The organism is Pseudomonas sp. GCM10022186, from assembly GCF_042656385.1.
GTDB lineage: Bacteria > Pseudomonadota > Gammaproteobacteria > Pseudomonadales > Pseudomonadaceae > Metapseudomonas.
The window spans coordinates 1-18,942 of sequence record NZ_JBHSOU010000057.1 but is presented as its reverse complement, the minus strand read 5'-3'; the positions used below and the strand labels follow the sequence as shown (position 1 = coordinate 18,942).

The 18,942-nt window shown below is 63.7% G+C and carries 20 protein-coding genes, 1 tRNA gene and 2 pseudogenes; 19 read left to right on the top strand and 4 right to left on the bottom strand.

Annotated elements, in window-relative coordinates; all coding sequences use genetic code 11:
• Positions 1–158 precede the first annotated feature (158 nt).
• The 11 genes from ACFPU0_RS18400 (at position 159) to ACFPU0_RS18350 (ending at position 11,735) form a co-directional block, all read left to right on the top strand.
• Entirely contained in the window at positions 159–767 is a 609-nt protein-coding gene (locus tag ACFPU0_RS18400) for a hypothetical protein (RefSeq protein ID WP_377694712.1), read from the top strand.
• A 175-nt stretch (positions 768–942) separates the two neighbouring features.
• Complete coding sequence (locus ACFPU0_RS18395; RefSeq protein ID WP_377694711.1) at positions 943–1,986, top strand: DUF6160 family protein; 1,044 nt, start codon at positions 943–945, stop codon at positions 1,984–1,986.
• Positions 1,987–1,988: 2 nt separating this feature from the next.
• Positions 1,989–3,020 carry a hypothetical protein gene (locus tag ACFPU0_RS18390; protein ID WP_377694710.1) on the top strand — a complete coding sequence of 344 codons (1,032 nt, stop codon included), beginning with the start codon at positions 1,989–1,991 and terminating at the stop codon, positions 3,018–3,020.
• Positions 3,010–3,618 carry a DUF6160 family protein gene (locus tag ACFPU0_RS18385; protein ID WP_377694709.1) on the top strand — a complete coding sequence of 203 codons (609 nt, stop codon included), beginning with the start codon at positions 3,010–3,012 and terminating at the stop codon, positions 3,616–3,618. Before ACFPU0_RS18390 ends, ACFPU0_RS18385 begins: the two co-directional genes overlap by 11 nt.
• A 10-nt stretch (positions 3,619–3,628) precedes the next feature.
• Positions 3,629–5,953, top strand: a complete 2,325-nt coding sequence (locus tag ACFPU0_RS18380) for a DUF6160 family protein (RefSeq protein WP_377694708.1) — start codon at positions 3,629–3,631, stop codon at positions 5,951–5,953.
• A 352-nt stretch (positions 5,954–6,305) separates the two neighbouring features.
• On the top strand, positions 6,306–7,856 hold the full coding sequence (locus tag ACFPU0_RS18375; protein ID WP_377694707.1) for a 2-isopropylmalate synthase: 1,551 nt from the start codon (positions 6,306–6,308) through the stop codon (positions 7,854–7,856).
• Positions 7,853–8,656: an energy transducer TonB gene (locus ACFPU0_RS18370; RefSeq protein ID WP_377694705.1), complete on the top strand. Its 804-nt coding sequence runs from the start codon at positions 7,853–7,855 to the stop codon at positions 8,654–8,656. The genes ACFPU0_RS18375 and ACFPU0_RS18370 overlap by 4 nt, the downstream gene beginning before the upstream one ends.
• Positions 8,653–9,105: a ribosomal protein S18-alanine N-acetyltransferase gene (gene rimI / locus ACFPU0_RS18365; protein ID WP_377694704.1), complete on the top strand. Its 453-nt coding sequence runs from the start codon at positions 8,653–8,655 to the stop codon at positions 9,103–9,105. The genes ACFPU0_RS18370 and rimI overlap by 4 nt, the downstream gene beginning before the upstream one ends.
• Positions 9,106–9,175: 70 nt before the next feature.
• Entirely contained in the window at positions 9,176–9,820 is a 645-nt protein-coding gene (gene can / locus ACFPU0_RS18360; protein WP_377694703.1) for a carbonate dehydratase, read from the top strand.
• 3 nt (positions 9,821–9,823) lie between these two features.
• Entirely contained in the window at positions 9,824–10,735 is a 912-nt protein-coding gene (locus ACFPU0_RS18355) for a DMT family transporter (protein WP_377694702.1), read from the top strand.
• Positions 10,736–10,739: 4 nt separating this feature from the next.
• The gene (locus tag ACFPU0_RS18350; RefSeq protein ID WP_377694701.1) at positions 10,740–11,735 is read left to right on the top strand and encodes an isocitrate/isopropylmalate dehydrogenase family protein; all 996 of its coding nucleotides are present in this window, start codon (positions 10,740–10,742) and stop codon (positions 11,733–11,735) included.
• A gap of 153 nt (positions 11,736–11,888) precedes the next feature.
• Here ACFPU0_RS18350 and ACFPU0_RS18345 read toward each other — a convergent pair whose 3' ends face one another.
• Entirely contained in the window at positions 11,889–12,122 is a 234-nt protein-coding gene (locus tag ACFPU0_RS18345) for a hypothetical protein (protein ID WP_377694700.1), read from the bottom strand.
• A 573-nt stretch (positions 12,123–12,695) separates the two neighbouring features.
• On the opposite strand from ACFPU0_RS18345, the gene ACFPU0_RS18340 reads away from it, so the two are divergent.
• The 3 genes and pseudogenes from ACFPU0_RS18340 (at position 12,696) to ACFPU0_RS18330 (ending at position 14,840) form a co-directional block, all read left to right on the top strand.
• Positions 12,696–14,090 carry an amino acid permease gene (locus ACFPU0_RS18340; protein WP_377694699.1) on the top strand — a complete coding sequence of 465 codons (1,395 nt, stop codon included), beginning with the start codon at positions 12,696–12,698 and terminating at the stop codon, positions 14,088–14,090.
• Positions 14,091–14,246: 156 nt separating this feature from the next.
• Positions 14,247–14,524 (top strand): annotated as a pseudogene (locus ACFPU0_RS18335) (type II toxin-antitoxin system RelE/ParE family toxin).
• A gap of 10 nt (positions 14,525–14,534) precedes the next feature.
• Entirely contained in the window at positions 14,535–14,840 is a 306-nt protein-coding gene (locus tag ACFPU0_RS18330; protein WP_377694698.1) for a HigA family addiction module antitoxin, read from the top strand.
• A 77-nt stretch (positions 14,841–14,917) separates the two neighbouring features.
• Here the strand turns inward: ACFPU0_RS18330 and ACFPU0_RS18325 are convergent, their stop codons facing one another.
• Entirely contained in the window at positions 14,918–15,121 is a 204-nt protein-coding gene (locus tag ACFPU0_RS18325; RefSeq protein ID WP_377694697.1) for a hypothetical protein, read from the bottom strand.
• Positions 15,122–15,569: 448 nt separating this feature from the next.
• Here ACFPU0_RS18325 and ACFPU0_RS18320 point away from each other — a divergent pair, with 448 nt between their 5' ends.
• The 5 genes from ACFPU0_RS18320 to ACFPU0_RS18300 all read left to right on the top strand — a co-directional run bounded on the left by ACFPU0_RS18320 (position 15,570) and on the right by ACFPU0_RS18300 (position 17,657).
• A complete protein-coding gene (locus ACFPU0_RS18320; protein ID WP_377694695.1) occupies positions 15,570–15,842 on the top strand; it encodes a DNA-binding protein in 273 nt (90 codons plus the stop codon).
• A gap of 530 nt (positions 15,843–16,372) precedes the next feature.
• Positions 16,373–16,558 (top strand): hypothetical protein, encoded by a 186-nt coding sequence (locus ACFPU0_RS18315; RefSeq protein ID WP_377694694.1) that lies wholly within the window; start codon positions 16,373–16,375, stop codon positions 16,556–16,558.
• 34 nt (positions 16,559–16,592) lie between these two features.
• Positions 16,593–16,823 (top strand): hypothetical protein, encoded by a 231-nt coding sequence (locus ACFPU0_RS18310; protein ID WP_377694693.1) that lies wholly within the window; start codon positions 16,593–16,595, stop codon positions 16,821–16,823.
• Positions 16,824–16,992: 169 nt separating this feature from the next.
• Positions 16,993–17,238, top strand: a complete 246-nt coding sequence (locus ACFPU0_RS18305) for a FitA-like ribbon-helix-helix domain-containing protein (protein ID WP_377694691.1) — start codon at positions 16,993–16,995, stop codon at positions 17,236–17,238.
• Positions 17,235–17,657, top strand: coding sequence for a type II toxin-antitoxin system VapC family toxin (locus tag ACFPU0_RS18300; RefSeq protein WP_377694690.1), 423 nt, complete (start codon positions 17,235–17,237; stop codon positions 17,655–17,657). Before ACFPU0_RS18305 ends, ACFPU0_RS18300 begins: the two co-directional genes overlap by 4 nt.
• A gap of 90 nt (positions 17,658–17,747) precedes the next feature.
• Here the strand turns inward: ACFPU0_RS18300 and ACFPU0_RS18295 are convergent.
• Both ACFPU0_RS18295 and ACFPU0_RS18290 read right to left on the bottom strand, forming a co-directional pair.
• Positions 17,748–17,824 (bottom strand) — tRNA-Met (locus tag ACFPU0_RS18295).
• A 677-nt stretch (positions 17,825–18,501) separates the two neighbouring features.
• Positions 18,502–18,942 (bottom strand): annotated as a pseudogene (locus ACFPU0_RS18290) (transposase); the annotation flags it as partial.

Genomic DNA, 18,942 nt, shown 5'->3' with positions numbered 1-18,942 from the left:
GGAGCGACAGCCGCAGCGGACTGACGTTTTTCGGCAGATTGCGACTGGCATCGTGCCGGTGATTGTCTGGAAAACCGCTGCAAGGCCCGGCCAAGTGCTTGAATTCCCTGGCATGTTTTCTGCGTTGGGGGAGTGTCCGCTGCCCGACCGCTGGAACCATGAATCTCGAATCCGCCCTGACCGCCGACGCCCGCTGGACCGAACTGGAATGCCAGGCCGACCTGGACTGGACGCTCGACGCCATTACCAGCAGGCAGGAGGCCATCGACTTCCTGCTGCACTTCGAAAACCGCCTGTGCGTCTACTCGGCCTACGTGGAAAAGCTCTACAGCCGCTACAGCTTCGTGGTGCCGGAGGAGGAGCACGGCAGCATCACCATTCTCCCGGACGAGCGGGCCTGGCATGACGTCTTCCACGAGATTCCCACCGACGCCGTGCTGCCCACCGGCGCCCATATCCTGCCCGGCGAGGTACTGGGCGCGACCGGGCTCTACATGAAGGTCCCCGGCGAGCATCGCCTGAGCCGCTCCCGCGAGCTGCCCTTCCAGGCAGGGCTCAGGTTGCTGATCCAGCGCTACCGGGCCCGTGGCGAGCTGTTCCTGCCGGTGCTGGCCAAGGGCGACCTGCGCGAGTACGAGGCGCGCATGCCCTCGCTGCACCTGCACCGCATCGATCCGCGGCGCCTGGGGCGCAAGTCCCGGCTGGACGTGGAGAACATCAAGGGCGCCATCGCCGAGCATCTGATCGGCCTGTTCCGCCAGCGCTGAATCCTGCGTTACCCCGCTGTGGCGATGGGTAACAGCCGGTCATCGGCCGGCAAATGGCCATCGTCCATCGACTCGACTATGGGTCGGGACGCTTCCTGGCGTGGCTCCTTATAGTGACCGGAAAGGGGGCGAGCCGGCAGCGCGTGTCCATACAAGAACAACCAGGGAAGTCGCCATGGGTTCGATACTGCTTCCAGCCTGGCAGCTGATGGCCGTTTGCTTCGCGGGGCTGCTCTGCGCATCCGTCGCCCAGGCGCGAATGGAGGAAATGGCCGACGACGAACTCTCCGAAGTCACCGGCCAGGCCTTCATCAATCTCACCACCGACGCCAACGCCGGGATCAACTACACCCGGGTCAACTTCGGCGTGAACGTCGACACCCAGCTCAATATCAAGAAGCTCCAGCTCGGCCAGTACGACGACCTGCTGACCCGGACCGGTGAGGCCGCCGGCTCGTCCGACATCCTGATCAACAACTTCGCCCTCGGCACGGTCAACGCCGATGGCTCGGTGAACCCCTTCAAGATCGCCAACCCCTTCGTCGAGCTGGCCTATTCCGGCAGCAAGGTGGTGGGTGTGCGCATCGGCTTCGGCGAGTCCAAGGGCATACTCTCAGGCGACATCGAGCGCCTGACCGGCAGTATCCCGGTGCATATCAAGGGCACCGGCAACGCCATCTACGACAAGTCCAACTTCCTCCAGCAGAGCGCCCTGTTCCTGGCCGGCGTGTACCGCAGCAGCATAGTCGAAGCCGACGCCGAACTGGTGACCGCCCAGGGCGTGGCGGACCCGATTCGCGCTGGCATGTCCGGCATCAAGAATGGCGATGGCATGACCTGCACCTCGGGCTGCGCCGGTGGCTGGACCGATGCCCTGCTGGGCGCCTTCGCCTCGCAGAACTGCAGCATCCTCGGCATCTCCACCTGCTTCCCGCTGTCGCAGTTCCAGTCCCTGCCGGTAGGCAACATCAGCAACATGAGCAACATGGAAGGTGCGGCCCGGGGCTTCTTCATCTCCTTCCAGACCCAGGACCTGGCCTGGAAGGACATGGACCGCAACGCCTTCATGACCGCCCTCAAGGGCGCCTTCATGAACATGCCCAAGTACAAGGACGCCAACGGCAACCTGGTGGCGCCGATCAACATCAACTTCGACCAGGCGTTCAATGGCATTCCGCGCCAGGACACCTGCCTCGGAACGGCCACGGCGGGGTGCTGAAGATGCCGAGATCGCTGCCTTTGCTGGGCTTCGCCCTGCTCGCAGGCCTGGCGCGGGCCGAACTCCAGGCCCTGGACGACCAGGAGCTGTCCGGGGTGCAGGGAGCGGGGATCGGCTTCGTGCTGGACAGCGTGTTGATGGATGCCAGCAACGCCACCATCACCATCAACGACATCACCAATGGCAGCGGCCAGAACGTGCCCATCGCGGTGAAGGAGTTCTATCTCGGCGCCAGCGGCAGCGACAAAGGGGCGAATCTCAACCCGGTGACCATCGGTCGGCTCAACCATCCCTTCGCCCTCAACCTGGCCAAGGGCGAGTCCATGCTGACCCAGCGGGACGACGGCCTGTGGGTACAGACCACGCCGAGCAACGTCACCGTCCTCGAATTCATGTTTCCCGAGCGCCTCACCGGCACCGCCGGCCAGCTCTGCATCGCCGGTTTCGCCGCGGCCGGCGGCAACTGCTCCAGCCGTGCCAGCGAGAAGGTCGACCTGGGGATACGCTTCGACTTCCAGGTCGCCGCCGGACGCACCGATATCCTCAACCTGGACTTCGCCGAACTGGCCATGGACGGCTCCTACCTGCGCCTGTGGGGCGACAGCGGGCGCAGCCAGATGGTCGGCGAGGCGCGCATCAACCTCTTCGCCAAGGGCCTGCAGATCATGAGCTGCGCGGCCAATACCAGCGGCTGCACCACGGCCACCGAGCAGCGCGACCGCACCCTGTTCCTCAGCGACGCCTACGCCAACATCGCCTTCGGCTACGGCAAGAGCCAGCCGTTGCTGTTCGACGTGAGCAGCAATGGCCAGTTCGTGCTGGAGCTGCCCAACCCGACCGCCTCCGGGGCCACCCAGGCGCAGAAGGACGCCCTGGCCGCCGATTTCTACGCCAATGCCCCGCGCACCAACATCGTCATCAACAGCCTCAAGGCCGGCAGTGGCGACTTCGCCAGCGATGGCTACAACTTCGGCTACAACGCCATCCAGGGCATAAGCATCAATTACCTGAAGGTGACCAGCCATGACCTCTAGCCGCTTTTGCCTGGTACTGCTCATGGCCCTGCCGCTGCTGGCCCGGGCCGAGCTGCAGCCGCTGGAGGACCGGGACCTGAGCGAGCTGAGCGGGCAGGGTGGGGTCTATCTTTCCGGTGAATTCAGCATCAACAAGAACGGCGGCGTGCTGTGGAAAACCCCGCAATCCAACGACCCCGCCACCTGGGCGGTCAATGAGCGCAGTTGCGCCGCTGCTGGCGCCGCCTCGCCGGAAAGCTGCGGCCTGCGCATTGCCATCCGTACCGAGTCCAATGGCGGCTGGTACGTGCTGGACAACCTCAAGGGCATCTTCAGCTTCGAGGGCCTGACCCTGAACACCCGCCTGGTCGACAGCGGCTTCGGCGGCGACGGCGCCGCCTTCAACCAGGACGTGCTGGTGCTGGGCCTGCCCAATGAAATGCGCTTCAAGGGCTCCAGCCACAGCTTCGGCGTGGCCAACCAGGGAGGCTGGCGCAACAAGGCCGGCACCCTCGCCAACGGCGGCGATGCCAGTTATCAACAGACCAATATCTTCTCGGCGAAGGTCGACGGCAGCATCCGCATGCAGGGCAGCGTGCTGGTCTTCCCGAAGAATTGAGGAGCCGGCCATGCACCCAGCCCACCTGCTGCTCGGCATTCTCCTCGCCTCCCAGACCCAGGCCATGGAAGCGCTGGACGACAGCGCACTGTCCTCGGTCAGCGGCCAGGACGGCATCAGCCTTGAGACCTCCAGCCAGGGCTGGTCTGCCGGCAGCGTCAGTTACACCCAGGACGGCCGCAGTGTGAACCTGCGGGAGGTGAGCAACCGGCCCGCCGGCGCTGGCGACAGCACCTCCAGCACCACCCTGGACGTTCGCGATGGCCAGCTGCAGCTCCAGCACAGCGCCAACCACCGGGTGCTGGCGGTGAACAACATCGAGATGGACGGCAGCAGCAGGAGTTTCGGTGCCTTCCGTGCCTTCTACAGCCTTGGCGCGACCTTGCGGCTCAAGGGCGGCGGGGCCAGTGGGGTCAGCGGCATCGCGCTGGACGACAGCCGCCTGACCCTGTCGGACGTGACCTTCTACTATCGCGACAACGGCTTCGACCTGATCGTCAAGGGTCTGTCCTTCGACACCTATCTGGACAACGCCTACCTGGACATCGTCAGCGGCGGCAGTGGCCAGGAGGTCAAGCTCAACCTGGGGGATGCGCGCTTCGTCGGCGCGGTCGGCGGCATCAGCCTGGACCTCGCCCATGGCGACCCAACGGCGTCGCCGGCAACCCCCGATGCGCCGGACCTGCGCGATGCCAATGCCAGCCGCAGCTTCGGCAAGCTCAGCATGGACCTGCGCCTGGGCGGCAGCCTCAGCGTCGCCGGTGGCGGGGCCAGCGGCGAAGGCATCCGCATCCGCCCCGACCTGAACATCGGCAGCAGCCTGTTCCAGTATCAGGACGAAGGCATCCTGCGCGCCGAGAACTTCGCCGGCACCCTGCGCAGCCTCGGCGGCCTGACCTTCGACCTGGACCAGGACGCCGGCGGCAGTTATGCACAGGTGGCCTTCCAGGACCTCAAGCTGAACGCCACCCTCGGCGGCCTGATCATGGGCAACCCGGCCAACCAGAAACTCGGCAGCCTGGCCATCGACCTCAACTTCGTGGATGAAGGCGCCCGGCAGAACTGGCTGAAGTTGCGCCCTGGCGGCGATCCCAACTCCGGCCTCAAGGGGCTGACCGCCGACCTCAGCTGGAACATGGCCAACAGCTCGGTCTCCCTCACCGATAACGGCAACAGCATGTGGTTCAGCGGCCTGCGTACCAATGGCACCGGCCAGTTCACCCTGGACCTGACCAGGAGCTGCGCCGCCGGGGCCAGCACCGGCTGCTACGCCGGCACCCAGAGCGACATGGGCAAGGGCAGCTACAACGGCCACTACGACGGCCTGCGCCTGGGCCTTGCCAACATCAGGGGCGGCTACAGCTTCGACGGCCTGCGGGTCGGCTCCGCCACCGCGCCCCTGCAGGGCGGCACCGAATTGCTGGTGCTGATGGAAATCTTCCCGGCCTACGACTTCACCCTCAACGGCCAGCTGACCCTGCTGCCAGGCGGCAGCAGCGGCGACGGGCTGCGCTACAACGGCGACCTGTTCTTCAGCGACGCCCGCGCGGCCATCAGCGTGGACGAGACCGGCAAGGGCCTGTGGCTGGCCGGCACCCAGTACGACATGCATTTCCGCGATGGCTCGGTGGATGTCAGCAACAACGGCATCGAGCTGCGCAAGGGCACCTACTGGTCCAGGCTCGAGGTCAGCGACCTGCGCTGGGGCGACCGCAGCACCGGCACCAGCCTCGGCCGCCTGGTGCTCAAGCGCTACGAGCAGGGCTCCACCCTGGCCATCAGCTCCGGCGGCGCCGGCGCCCTGTGCGTCGGCGGCAGCGGGGCGAACGCCGGGGCCTGCTCGGCCAGCGGCGGGCGCTGGGAGGATCGCGGCAACGAAGGCGTGTCGGTGAAACTGAAGAACGTCTTCGTGCGCGACACCAGCATCGAATCCACCAGCAACGGCGTGGTCACCGACGAGAAGCGCAACCAGATCGTCTGGGAGACCGACCGCGTCAACGGCGCCGCCGGCAGCGGCAGCCAACTGGTTGTGGATAACTTCCACACCTCCGACGGCAACCCCGCCGACCCCAATGCCAACACCTACGGCTTCAACGCCGACCTCAACCTGGACGTGGCCCCCACCAAGGCCTGCACGCGCAACGGCGGCACCTGCACCCCGGTCACCCCCGACCCCCTGGGCTTCGCTGTGAACGGGCGAATCCACTTCAAGGAAATCAACGTCGACCGCCTGCAGCACGTCCATCCCACCGGCGGCGCCGTCACCTCCATGTACGGCATCAAGGTGCAGAATGCCGATATCGGCACCAACCTGACGGCCACGCCGATCAATTGATGGCGCTTTTCTCCCCTCTCCCTCCGGGAGAGGGGCCGGGGGAGAGGGAGGCCGGTTACCGCACGGAGCAGCAGGAGCGTTGCCTTTCTGTAGGGGCGAATTCATTCGCCAAGCAGGCCGAAGGTCTGCCCTTCGAGGCCGTGGGTCAGCTGCGCTGCCCTTGGCGAATAAATTCGCCCCCACAATAAAAGCCCCGCCAAAGGTTCCCCCTCGCCACCTCCCGCCCGCCGGCCTTTCCGCCCACCGCTTTTCACGCCACAATTCCCTGAATCTGGAGCCGTCGCCACAAGCAGTCCGGCACCATCAGCCCGAGCCCCGGCCGCACGCACGGTGGGGCCGTGAGGAGTGAAGCATGAGCAGCAACGATCGCGTCATCATTTTCGACACCACCCTGCGCGACGGCGAGCAGAGCCCCGGCGCTTCCATGACCAAGGAAGAGAAGCTGCGCATCGCCAAGGCCCTGGAACGGCTGCGGGTGGACGTGATCGAGGCCGGCTTCGCCATCGCCAGCCCGGGCGACTTCGAAGCGGTCAAGGCCATTGCCGACAGCATCAAGGACAGCACCGTGTGCAGCCTGTCGCGGGCGGTGGATGCCGACATCGACCGCGCCGCCGAGGCCCTGGCCGGCGCCAATTCGGCGCGCATCCACACCTTCATCGCCACCAGCCCCATCCATATGCAGTACAAGCTGCGCATGCAACCGGACCAGGTGGTGGAGCAGGCGGTCCGCGCGGTGAAACGCGCGCGCAACCTCTGCGATGACGTGGAATTCTCCTGTGAAGACGCCGGTCGCTCCGAGATCGACTTCCTCTGCCGCATCATCGAAGCCGCCATCGACGCGGGCGCCCGCACCATCAACATCCCCGACACCGTCGGCTACGCCATCCCGCACCAGTATGCGGAGACCATCCGCCAGCTGCTGCAACGCATCCCCAATGCCGACAAGGCGATCTTCTCGGTGCACTGCCATAACGACCTGGGCCTGGCCGTGGCCAACTCCCTGGCCGCCGTCGCCGTAGGCGCCCGCCAGGTGGAGTGCACCATCAACGGCCTGGGCGAGCGTGCCGGCAATGCCGCGCTGGAAGAGATCGTCATGGCCATCAAGACCCGCCAGGACGTGCTCGGTGTCTATACCAACATCGACACCCCGCACATCCTCAGCACCTCGCGCATGGTCTCCGGCATCACCGGCTTCCCGGTGCAGCCGAACAAGGCGATAGTCGGCGCCAACGCCTTCGCCCACGAGTCCGGCATCCACCAGGATGGCGTGCTCAAGCACCGCGAGACCTACGAAATCATGTCCGCCCAATCCGTCGGCTGGCACACCAACAAGATGGTACTGGGCAAGCACTCCGGGCGTAACGCCTTCCGCACCCGCCTCGACGAACTGGGCATCCAGCTTGGCGGCGAGGCCGAGCTGAACGCTGCCTTCGCCCGCTTCAAGGAGTTGGCGGACAAGAAGCACGAGATCTTCGACGAAGACCTGCAGGCGCTGGTCTCCGACACCCTGGGCGAGGAAGCTCCGGAACACTTCAAGCTGGTCTACCTGGAAGTGGCCTCCAAGACCGGCGAAGTGCCCCAGGCCAAGCTGGTGCTGAGTATCGACGGCGTCGAGCAGGGCTCCAGCGCCGAAGGTTCCGGCCCGGTGGATGCCACCTTCAAGGCCATCGAAAGCCTGGTCGACTCCGAGTCCAGCCTGCAGCTGTACTCGGTCAATGCCATTACCGAGGGCACCGACTCCCAGGGGGAAGTCACTGTCCGCCTGGAAAAAGCCGGACGAATCGTCAACGGTAACGGCGCCGATACCGATATAGTTGTCGCCTCCGCCAAGGCCTACCTCAACGCGCTGAACCTGATGCAGGCAGGCGTGCGCAAGGCTCATCCACAGGTTGCTGACGTTTGATCACTGAACACCGTCGTCGCGCGTATCTCGATGCCATGCAGGTAGCCACCTGGCTACCGCGCGTGGCATTGCCCTTTGCCGCGCCTTCCAACCCCGAATTGCTCGCCCTGGCGCCGGAAGTCCCCCTCGAGGACGCCCCCAAGCCGGTTGCCGAGACAAGCACGACCGCGACTCCGGCCGCCGAGGCCCGCCCGGCCACGTCCGTGCGGGCGAAGATCGAGATTCCCCGCCCCGGCAGCGCCCCGCGCCCGGCCATCCAGCCCGAACCCGAGCCTGCGTCGGAGCCCGAAGCCGCCCCGGCCAAGGTGGAAGCGCTGCCGCCGCCGCGTTTCTCCCTGCAGCTGCTGCGGGCCGGTAACTGCCTGCTGCTGGTGGAACTGCCCACCGGCGAGCCCTTCCAGAGCCGCGACCCGGCCTACCTGCTGCTGAAGGACCTGCTGCGCGCCGCCGGCCTGCCCGACAGCCCGCAGATGATCGGCGAGCCGGTGCGCTGGCCGCTGCTCAACGGCGGCAGCATGGACCAGGGCCCGGACGCCGCCCGTGACTTCGTCCAGGGTTTCGTCGGCGTTCGCCTGGAAGAGCAGGGCGAGTGCGCCTGCCTCTGGCTGGTGGGCCTGCCGGCGGTACGCTTCGCCGGCGAAGCCGATAGCGATGCCTTCAACCGTGAACTGCAGGTCGAAGGCCTTGGGGCCGCCTGGGCGCTGCCCGGCCTGGAACTCCTGATGGACGAGCCCGGGCGCAAGGCCGAACTCTGGCAAGCCATGCGCCGTGTGCTGCGCCGCTGGAAGATCTCCGAATGACCGATGCCGTTTCCTTCCGCCCGATGACCGAGGCGGACCTCGATGCCGTACTGAAAATCGAATTCGCCGCCTTCAGCCATCCCTGGACCCGCGGCATCTTCACCGACAGCCTCAAGTCCTACGACTGCTGGCTGATGTTCGAAGGCAGCCAGCAGGTCGGCCACGGCGTGATCAACGTGATAGTGGGCGAAGCCCACCTGCTGAACATCACCGTCAAGCCGGAAAGCCAGGGTCGCGGCCTCGGCCTGCGCCTGCTGGCGCACCTGATGGACCGCGCCCGCGAACTCCAGGCGGGCGAGTGCTTCCTCGAAGTGCGCGCCAGCAACCAGTCCGCCTACCGGCTCTACGAGCGCTACGGCTTCAACGAGATCGGCCGGCGCCGCGACTACTACCCGGCCGTGGGTGGGCGCGAAGACGCCCTGGTAATGGCCTGCACCCTGATCGATTGAGCTCCGTGCCGGCCATTGCCAAAGCTCCCGGCGCTCCGTAAGGTGCGCCAGCCAGAAGAGGAGAAGAAGCATGAGCGACCTGCAACAGCTGATCGACAACAACGCGCGCTGGGCCGAGAAGATCAAGAAGCAAGACCCGGACTTCTTCGAAAAGCTGGCCAAGCAGCAGGTGCCGGAGTTCCTCTGGATCGGCTGCTCCGATGCCCGCGTGCCGGCCAACGAAATCGTCGGCATGCTGCCCGGCGACCTGTTCGTCCACCGCAACGTGGCCAACGTGGTGCTGCACACCGACCTCAACTGCCTGTCGGTCATCCAGTACGCCGTGGACGTGCTCAAGGTGAAGCACATCCTGGTCACCGGCCACTACGGCTGCGGCGGCGTGCGCGCCGCCATGCGCGACACCCAGTACGGCCTGATCGACGGCTGGCTGCGCACCATCCGCGACCTCTATTACGAACAGCGCGATCACCTGGCCACCTTCGCCAGCGAGGACGAGCGGGTCGACCGTCTCTGCGAGCTCAACGTCATCCAGCAGGTGGCCAACGTCAGCCACACCACCATCGTCCAGAACGCCTGGCACCGCGGCCAGGCGCTGTCCGTCCACGGCTGCATCTACGGCATCAAGGACGGCATCTGGAAGAACCTCAACGTCACCGTCAGCGGCCTGGAACAACTGCCGCCGCAATACCGCCTGCGCCCGCTTGGGCAGAGTTGAACCATGCCGCAACAAAATCGCCGGGGCGTCGCCCTGGCCTGGGCCGGCTTGCTCCTGGCGAGCCTTTTCTGGGCCGGTAACGCCCTGGTGGCCCGTGCCTTCCACGACGCCATCCCGCCCTTCACGCTGTCCTTCTGGCGCTGGAGCCTGGCCCTGGCCATCCTCCTGCCCTTCGTCGCCCGGCCCATGTGGGAACACCGCAGCGAGCTGCGCCGTGCCGGCTGGCGCCTGGTGCTGGTGGCGGCCCTGGGCATCAGCACCTTCAGCGTGCTGCTGTACTTCGCCGCGCGCACCACGGTGGCGATCAACCTGACATTGCTCAACACCTGCCTGCCGCTGGCCACCTTCATCGGCGCCGGGGTGTTGCTCAACGAATGGCCACCGCGCCGCGCCTGGCTGGGCCTTGCGGTGGCGACCATCGGCTTGCTGGTGCTGATCGCCCAGGGACAGCTGGCGCAGCTGGCCGCGCTGTCGTTCAACCCGGGCGACCTGATCATGCTCGTCGCCGTACTGGACTGGGCCCTCTACACCCTGCTGCTGCGCCGCTGGAGCCACCACTTCCAGCTGCCGCCGCTGGTGCTGCTGGGGGCGCTGGTGGCCTGCGGCGTTCCCCTGTTGTTGCCGTTCTACCTGCTGGAACTGGCAGGAGGGCAGCGCTTCGAGCTCTCTGTGGAAAACTTCGCCGCCATCGGCTACACCGGCATCTGTGCCTCGCTGCTGGCCTACCTGCTGTGGAACCAGGGCATCCGCGTGCTGGGCGTGGCCAAGGCCGTGCTCACCAACTACCTGATGCCGGTGTTCACCGCCTTGCTCGGCTACCTGCTGTTGGGCGAGGGGTTGCAGGCTTACCATTGGTTCGGTGGGGCGCTGATCTTCGCCGGCCTGCTGTTGGCGACACGCCCCTCGCTGAGGTGAGCCCATGCACAAGCTAGTCGTAATCCCAGGGGATGGCATCGGCCGCGAAGTGGTGCCGGTGGCGGTCGAGGCCCTGGAGAAACTCCTGCCCGACCTGCAAACGGTGGAAGCCGACGCCGGCTGGGACTGTTTCCAGCGCTGCGGTAGCGCCGTGCCCGAGGCCACCTTCCAGGCCCTGCGCGATTGCGGCGCCGGCATCTTCGGCGCAGTCTCCTCCCCCAGCCAGCGGGTGCCCGGCTATCGCAGCGCCGTCCTGCAACTGCGCCAGCAGCTCAAGCTCAACACCAACCTGCGCCCGGTGCGCAGCTGGCCTTGCGTTTCCCACAGGCCGGGGGTCGACCTCATCATCCTCCGCGAGAACAGCGAAGGCCTCTACAGCGGCCGGGAGCACTGGGAGTCCGAAGGCGTGGCCATCGCCGAACGGGTCATCAGCCGCGACGCCACCGAGGCCCTGGCCCGACGTGCGCTGGAAGTCGCCAAGGCGCGCAAGGCGCGGCGCATCACCCTGGTACACAAGGCCAATGTCCTGCCCGTGACCTGTGGGCTGTTCCGCGATACCTGCCGCGAAGTGCTGGAAGGGGAGGGCTGGGCCGCGGAAGTGGACGAACGCCTGGTCGACCTCGCCGCCCTGCAACTGGTGGAACAGCCAGAAGCCTTCGACCTGATCGTCACCAGCAACCTCTTCGGCGACATCCTCTCCGACCTCGCCTGCCACTGGAGCGGTGGCCTGGGGCTGGCGCCTTCCCTCAACTGGGGCAACGGCATCGCCCTGGCCGAACCCGTGCACGGCAGCGCTCCCGACATCGCCGGCAGCGGCCGCGCCAACCCTCTGGCCGCCATCCTCAGCATCGCCTTGCTGCTGCGCTACCACTGGCAGAGCCCCGCCCTCGCCAAGCGCCTGGAACAGGCTGTGGAAAACTTCCTGCGTGCAGAAGGCAAGGCCGACTTCGGCTTCGAAACCACCCGAGTGGTGGGCCAGGGCATCCTCGCCGCGCTGTAGCCGGTCAACGCCGCGCGAACTCCAAGAAATCCCCTCTCTCCGGGAGCTGGACAGCTCCCTCTCCCTCTGGGAGAGGGCCGGGGTGAGGGAAGTTGGATATCACAGGGGGCATCGTCGCCAAATGAAAACCCCGCCGAAGCGGGGTTCACAGAGTCAACTGGAGTCGAGCACCAGGGACACCGGCATCGGCAGGGCACACTCCTCCAATACCAGCATCCGCTTCGGCGCCCGCAGCTCGATCCGCGCCGTGCCATTGGCTATCGGCCCGACCAGGATCTCGATGCCTTCCGCCTTCAGCATCTCCATCAACACTGATTCGCTGACTCCTTCCAGAACCCTCAATGTCAGAACGTCACCTTCCCTGCGCTCGCCAGCATGAGTCTGCATGTGGATTACCTCGCATGGATGACTGCCCAACATCATCACGAAGCGTGAGTCCGGGTCTATGCGGTGAAGAAGCTTTCAGAATTTTCCTATTTGTCGACGGGATAGAGGGATGGATCCGGCGCGATTGCCGACAGATCGAGGTCGCGGGAAGCGCTTCGGACCTGTCTACCTCTGCCCGGACACCCAGCCTGACGGGAGCGAGGCAAGGCAGCGGATTCCTGATCCAACGATCAGAAACCGAGAATATCCCGCCAAATCGCTCGAAGAACGAGCGTGCCACTCAACACGCCACTGTCAAAACGTCTTATCGAAGTAGATTTCCCTGTGCTTTATAATCCGTGCGGCAGATTTAGCTGTTTTAAACTCCAAGCCGATTGCCAAGTTGCCCCTTGGCGACCCCGCCTATACAACAGCCAGCCGTCCGCCTCCCGTCCGACATCTACCCGGGTGTCCCAGGACAGGAGCGGCCTGCCTCTGCCCCGGACCTGTACCCCAGGCACCGGGACGACGAGAGCACTCGCCAGCCGACCCAGCCAGCGGGTGTCAGCCCTTTTACAAAAATAAGAGGTCCACATGTCCAGCAGCGATCAACTGCAACGTGGTTTGGGTGAGCGGCATATCCGCCTAATGGCTCTTGGCGCCTGCATCGGCGTCGGCCTGTTCCTCGGATCCGCCAAAGCCATCCAGATGGCCGGCCCCGCCATCATGCTGTCCTACATCATCGGCGGTCTCGCCATTCTCGTGATCATGCGCGCCCTCGGCGAAATGGCTGTCCACAATCCCGTGGCCGGTTCCTTCAGCCGTTATGCACAGGATTACCTCGGCCCGCTGGCCGGCTTCCTCACCGGCTGGAACTACTGGTTCCTCTGGCTGGTGACCTGCGTCGCGGAAATCACCGCCGTCGCCATCTACATGCAGGTCTGGTTCCCCGAAGTGGACCGCTGGATCTGGGCCCTCCTGGCCCTGGCGAGCATGGGCACCATCAACCTGATCACCGTGCGCGCCTTCGGCGAGTTCGAGTTCTGGTTCGCCCTGATCAAGATCGTCACCATCATCGCTATGGTCCTCGCTGGCGCCGGGATGATCTTCTTCGGCCTCGGCAATGGCGGTATCGCCACCGGCATCAGCAACCTCTGGAGCCATGGCGGCTTCATGCCCAACGGCATCCAGGGCGTGCTCATGTCCCTGCAGATGGTCATGTTCGCCTACCTTGGCGTGGAAATGATCGGCCTCACCGCCGGCGAAGCGCGCAACCCGCAGAAGACCATCCCCGACGCCATCAACTCCGTGTTCTGGCGCATCCTGCTGTTCTACGTCGGCGCCCTGTTCGTGATCATGTCCATCTACCCGTGGAACGAGATCGGCACCCAGGGCAGCCCCTTCGTGATGACCTTCGAACGCCTGGGCATCAAGACTGCCGCCGGCATCATCAACTTCGTCGTCATCACCGCCGCGCTCAGCTCCTGCAATGGCGGGATCTTCAGCACCGGCCGCATGCTCTACAGCCTCGCCCAGCACGGCCAGGCCCCGCGCGCCTTCGCCCGCACCTCCGGCAACGGCGTACCGCGCAACGCGCTGCTGCTGTCCATCTTCGCCTTGCTGCTGGGTGTGCTGCTGAACTACCTGGTGCCGGAGAAGGTGTTCGTCTGGGTAACCTCCATCGCCACCTTCGGTGCCATCTGGACCTGGGCCATGATCCTGCTGGCGCAGCTGAAATTCCGCCGCGGCCTGAGCCAGGCAGAACGGGACAAGCTGCAGTTCAGGATGTGGCTGTTCCCGGTGAGCTCCTACCTGGCCCTGGCGTTCCTGGTGCTGGTGGTGGTGCTCATGGCCTTCTTCGAAGACACCCGCATCGCCCTCTACATCGGCCCGGCCTTCCTGGTGCTGCTCACCGTGCTGTTCAAGGTGCTGAACCTCGGCGGCCGTGAAGAAGCCCGCGGTGCAGTGGTCGGCGACGCCGCTGCCTGATCTGGCGCTGTAAAGCAAAACACCCCGACTCGTCGGGGTGTTTTCGTTTGGGGCTCGCTGCTCCGTTGACGCTGAGGTGCCTCTCACCATCCGCCTGATTGACGCCCCCGTCAGCTCGGGTATCCTTCATTAACGCTTAACGTTAAGGATTATTGGATGATCCGGGGCTTCAAGTGTGAAGACACAAGGCGGCTATTCGAGACAGGGCAGTCGCGACGTTGGGAAACATCCTGAATGTGGCGACCCGGAAGCTTGCGATGCTGCACTACGCCACAGAGTTGCGAGACCTCCGTTCTCCTCCGGGCAATCGTCTGGAGGCACTCCTGCATGACCGGGCTGGCCAGCACAGCATCAGGATCAACGACCAATGGCGCATCTGTTTCGTCTGGACCGATGCCGGCCCAACGGACGTAGAAATTGTTGATTACCACTGAGGAGGTGCACATGGTTGTGAACGGTATGCGACCTATTCACCCGGGCGAGATCTTGCGCGAGGAGTTCCTGGAGCCCCTCAACATCACCCCGGCTGCACTTGCTCGCGCACTTCACGTTTCCGCCCCGACCATCAACGACATTGCGCGTGAGCGGCGGGGCATCACGGCAGACATTGCCATTCGCCTGGGGCGTTACTTCGACACGTCCGCCCAGTTCTGGATGAACATTCAATCCGAGTACGCGCTGGCCACGGCGTATGCGGAAAAGGGCGAAGCCATCGAGCATGAGATCGAGCCGTTGGCAGGGCACGGCTAGGCAAATTCGATCGGTTGGCGCCGGCGCAAAAGAAAATCCCGCCTAGGCGGGATCTTCGCGATCTGGCCGGGCTGGCGCTAGGGGATGTTGACCTGGAGGCTTCCCATGGCGAGCTTGGCGACGATCAGCCAGCCAATTGCACTCAGGAGTCCAAGGGCGGTATAGCCGACCACGATGCCCAGGGCTATCTGCTTCCAAAGCCCTGAATACTTGTTGGTCGGTGCCTGTCGGTACGGCAGGGGGTCGCGCTCGGCCCGAATGTTTTCGAAGTCGTCTTTCATTCTTTAAATCCAAATCTCTTTCGGGTGTAACAGCGCCTGGCCGCTTGTTTGGTGATCGTTATCTCTCGATATGATCGGTCAAGCCTTGATTGGCTTGGTCATAGTCCGGGCTCCGGTGTCCATTCTCGGGTTCGACCTTTCCGGAAATCAGCCATAGGGCGTACTGGGGATATGCATCGGCAAGGATGCCTACCTCTTCAGTGCTGATCCTGATCTTTCCCCCGCTGATATTTCTCCAGCGCTCGTAGTTCTTTCCCCCGAGTTCGCTCAGATGCTTTGGGCCAACCGTTCGGATCAACTGGAGTGCTCTGTTTCTTACAGCGTCCATGGGATTTTCTCAGCTAGAGTAATCTTTACTCAATCCATGCTTTTGAGTAAGTTTTACTCGAAGAGTAATGTTTACTCTGTTTCTGTTTGGATGACGTCTGGTCGATTATAAGGACATTGTATGGAACAGTCTGGTGTAACGAGGTTCTCCGTCGAAGGGGAGGGCGAACACATCCCGGATCTTCGCGATCCACCCTTCTGCTCGCAGCTTGCCTTGGCGCGGATGCTGGGCATCGAGCAGATCACCGAACACGTAGTGCGCGGTTGGGTGGAGTCGGCCACGCTACCCACGGTGAAGATCGGCCGCCGCCGGGTCATCAACCTCCACCGCATCCGCAAGGACCTGGAGCAGGGCAAGACGGTATTCAGCGCGGGGGACTATGCCGATGATTGAGGCCATGCCCGCTCGACGATCCCGGCATTTCCGCCCTTACCGGCTGTGGCTGCTCTGCCTGCTGTACCGCTCGAAGGGCGGCAAGACGCGATCATTGCCTATCCAGACCCAGCATCGACAAGCGCCTTTCAAGGGGCCTTCAGGCTGCTATGCCAAGGTCCAGAACAACCCTGTGTCCGTCGCAGTCGACCTGCGCGACCTACCAGACGGGCCGGGAATTTACCTGCGCCATGTCGACACTCGCCTACCTCGCGCTGAGGTGTTGGCCCGTTATCAGTGATGGGTTAGCTGCAGGGCACCTGAATCCGATTGAGGCATGAAGGCCAGGGGACGGCTTGGCGGCAGGTAAGCCGCTTTATGCCTGCAGCTGCAATTCCCGACACCACCGCTATGTCTCGCTTGCGCGAGAATCTTCTTTTCCCGCCCCGACAATCTGTTGCTCTCGGCCGCGTAGGGTGCTGTACCTATTGATGGCGGGAAACGGAAAACGATTTGGCGTGAGGGGGTGAACCGGGAGGCTTTTGAATCGTATGAGCGGGATATGGGCGGGGCTGATTCTTGCGCTCATTCCACTGTGGGTCCTCGCGACCATCGTTTACCGGAGCAGTCGGGCGCGTGCTGGACGGAAGCTGTCCAGAAAATGGATCTGGTTCGAGAACACGCTGTTCGTGGTGGTCGGGCTCGCGCTGGTATTGCTGGCGTTCAGGCTCGACTGAGCGTCGCATTCGGAGGATTTGTAGTGCGGGCGGCATGACGGCACGCAAGGAGGTTGAGCGCTACGGGGCCAACTTCATCGCCTTGCGAGGACTGGCGGGCTGCTCATTGGACGAACGCCATTCGGATCTGATGCAGCTCTGGTACGAGCGGCGCGGCGGCTTGCTCCGGAATCCGGAAAGGCGACTGTCGTCCATCCTGGGTACGGTGAAGCGCCTGGGCGATCCTCGCATCAGTGACTTCAACGCAGAGTCTTGGGGCGCGTAGGCACACGCTAGTCACATCGAAGTCACGTACAAAGGTTTAGCCGAAGCTAGCCTCTGGCGGCGACCTGGCCCTGGGTCTGGAGCTGCACCATTCCGCCTGTCATCGTGGCACCAAGTCGGTGCTTATCTGTATGATTTCAATGAAATCAATGATTGCATAGGAGGGCGCCATGGCCAGCATAACGATTCGTAACCTGGATGACGATCTGAAGGCCCGCCTTCGTGTCGTAGCGGCCAGCCACGGCCGGTCGATGGAGGAAGAGGTGAGGGTGATCCTTGCTGAAGCGCTTGCGAAGCAGGACAAGCCCAGCGGAATGGGCACCCGGATTCACAATCTTTTCGCCGCCGTGGGTGGTGTGGACCTGGAGTTGCCTCCCCGCAATACGAAGGCACGTGCAGCGGACTTTGATGAATGATCCTGTTAGATACCAATGTCCTTTCGGAGATGATGAAAACCAGACCTGAGCCGAACGTCATTGCCTGGTTGGATGCTCAGCCAGGCAGCGAACTGGCGATCTGTTCCGTCTCAGTGGCTGAGATCCTTTATGGGATTGCCAGGATGCCAAACGGTAAGCGGAAGGACTTGCTGGCAGTTGGTGCCGATACGCTTTTCAACAAGCTCTTTGCCGACAGCATTCTGCCTTTTGATGCGGATGCAGCTGTGCACTATGCAGCGTTGGTTTCGGCCTGCGAGGTCAAGGGAAGGGCAGCAGATATGGCGGATGGACAGATTGCGGCGATAGCCCGGTTCTACAGCGCCAAGGTCGCTACACGAAACACCCGTGACTTCGAAGAGTTGGGGGTTACCCTGGTGAATCCTTGGGATGGTATCTAGGTAAAGGCTCGGTGGACAGGGTGTAGTCACTTCGTAGTCGCTACCCCAGAAAGCACAAAGGGTTAGCTTTCGCTAACCCTTTGTTTTGTATGGTGGCTACACCGGGACTTGAACCTGGGACATCAGCATTATGAATGCTGCGCTCTAACCGACTGAGCTATGTAGCCGAGTGGCGCGCATTTTCCGTATCTCTCGGGGGGCTGTCAACCCCTTTGCTTAGATATTTTTGTGATCTTTCAATTGTTTAGGTGGCGGATGCGTTTTCAAGCAGGGGCGCACCGGGCGGGGGGGGCTTGGCCGGGAGGCGCAGGTCATGTAGGAGGGCGATGGGTATCGCTTCGCTCTCGGATCGCCGCCCGACCATCCTACGGTTCCGCGCAAAGAAAAGCCCGGAGGTCCGGGGCTTTTCTCGGATCAGACGTTGAACGGACGGTATGGGCGTTGCGCCCTTGTTTTTTATGGCTTTTTCCTCTGTATGCCTCATTCTGTACCCTCTTTCATTCCCCAAATAGTAATCGTGCCCGCTTTGGCTACCTCCATTGAGCCAGCTCTCCCCGGATTCAGGAACAAGGACGGCGGAAACGGCGGGATGGTGGGGCCGTGACATTGCAGGGGGAGCGATGAAGGCGGTCGGCTGCCGTGGGTTGTCAGTGCTCAGGCGACAACACGCTAGACGATTGAAGATGCAGACTAGCGGGCCTATTCAGGGAGCCGGGGGCGATGTGCGGCCATCGGCAGTTATGATGTGCACCAGCGGCGCCATGCCGCCATCAGCGGTAAACCATGATCGTGTCCCACCGAGTGGTGTAACTGCCATGGTTCTGGCAGTTGAGTTTGCGGGGACTCAGCTGATCACAGCAGATAGCCGAGCAGTTTGATTGTCACTGAGTGATTGCAGTCCCTCAAGTTGCATGTAGCGACGCTGCAAACTCCATTCGTCGTTCTGTTCCAGGAGCATGGCACCGACCAGGCGGACGATGGCGGCGTCGTTGGGGAAGATCCCGACCACGTCAGTCCGTCGTTTGATCTCGGCATTGAGGCGCTCCAGCGGATTGGTGCTGTGGATCTGCTGTCGGTGCGCCTTGGGGAAGCCCATGTGGGCCAGCACTTCGTCCTCGCAGCCGTCCATCAACTGGGCGATCTTCGGGAAACGCTCGCGCAACTGCTCGGCCACCGTCCGTCATTGGCGGCGCGCCTCGGCTTCGTTGTCCTGGGCAAACACCGTGCGCAGCAAGGCGGCCACCATGGTGCGCTGGCCCTTGCCGACATGGGCGAGGGCGTTGCG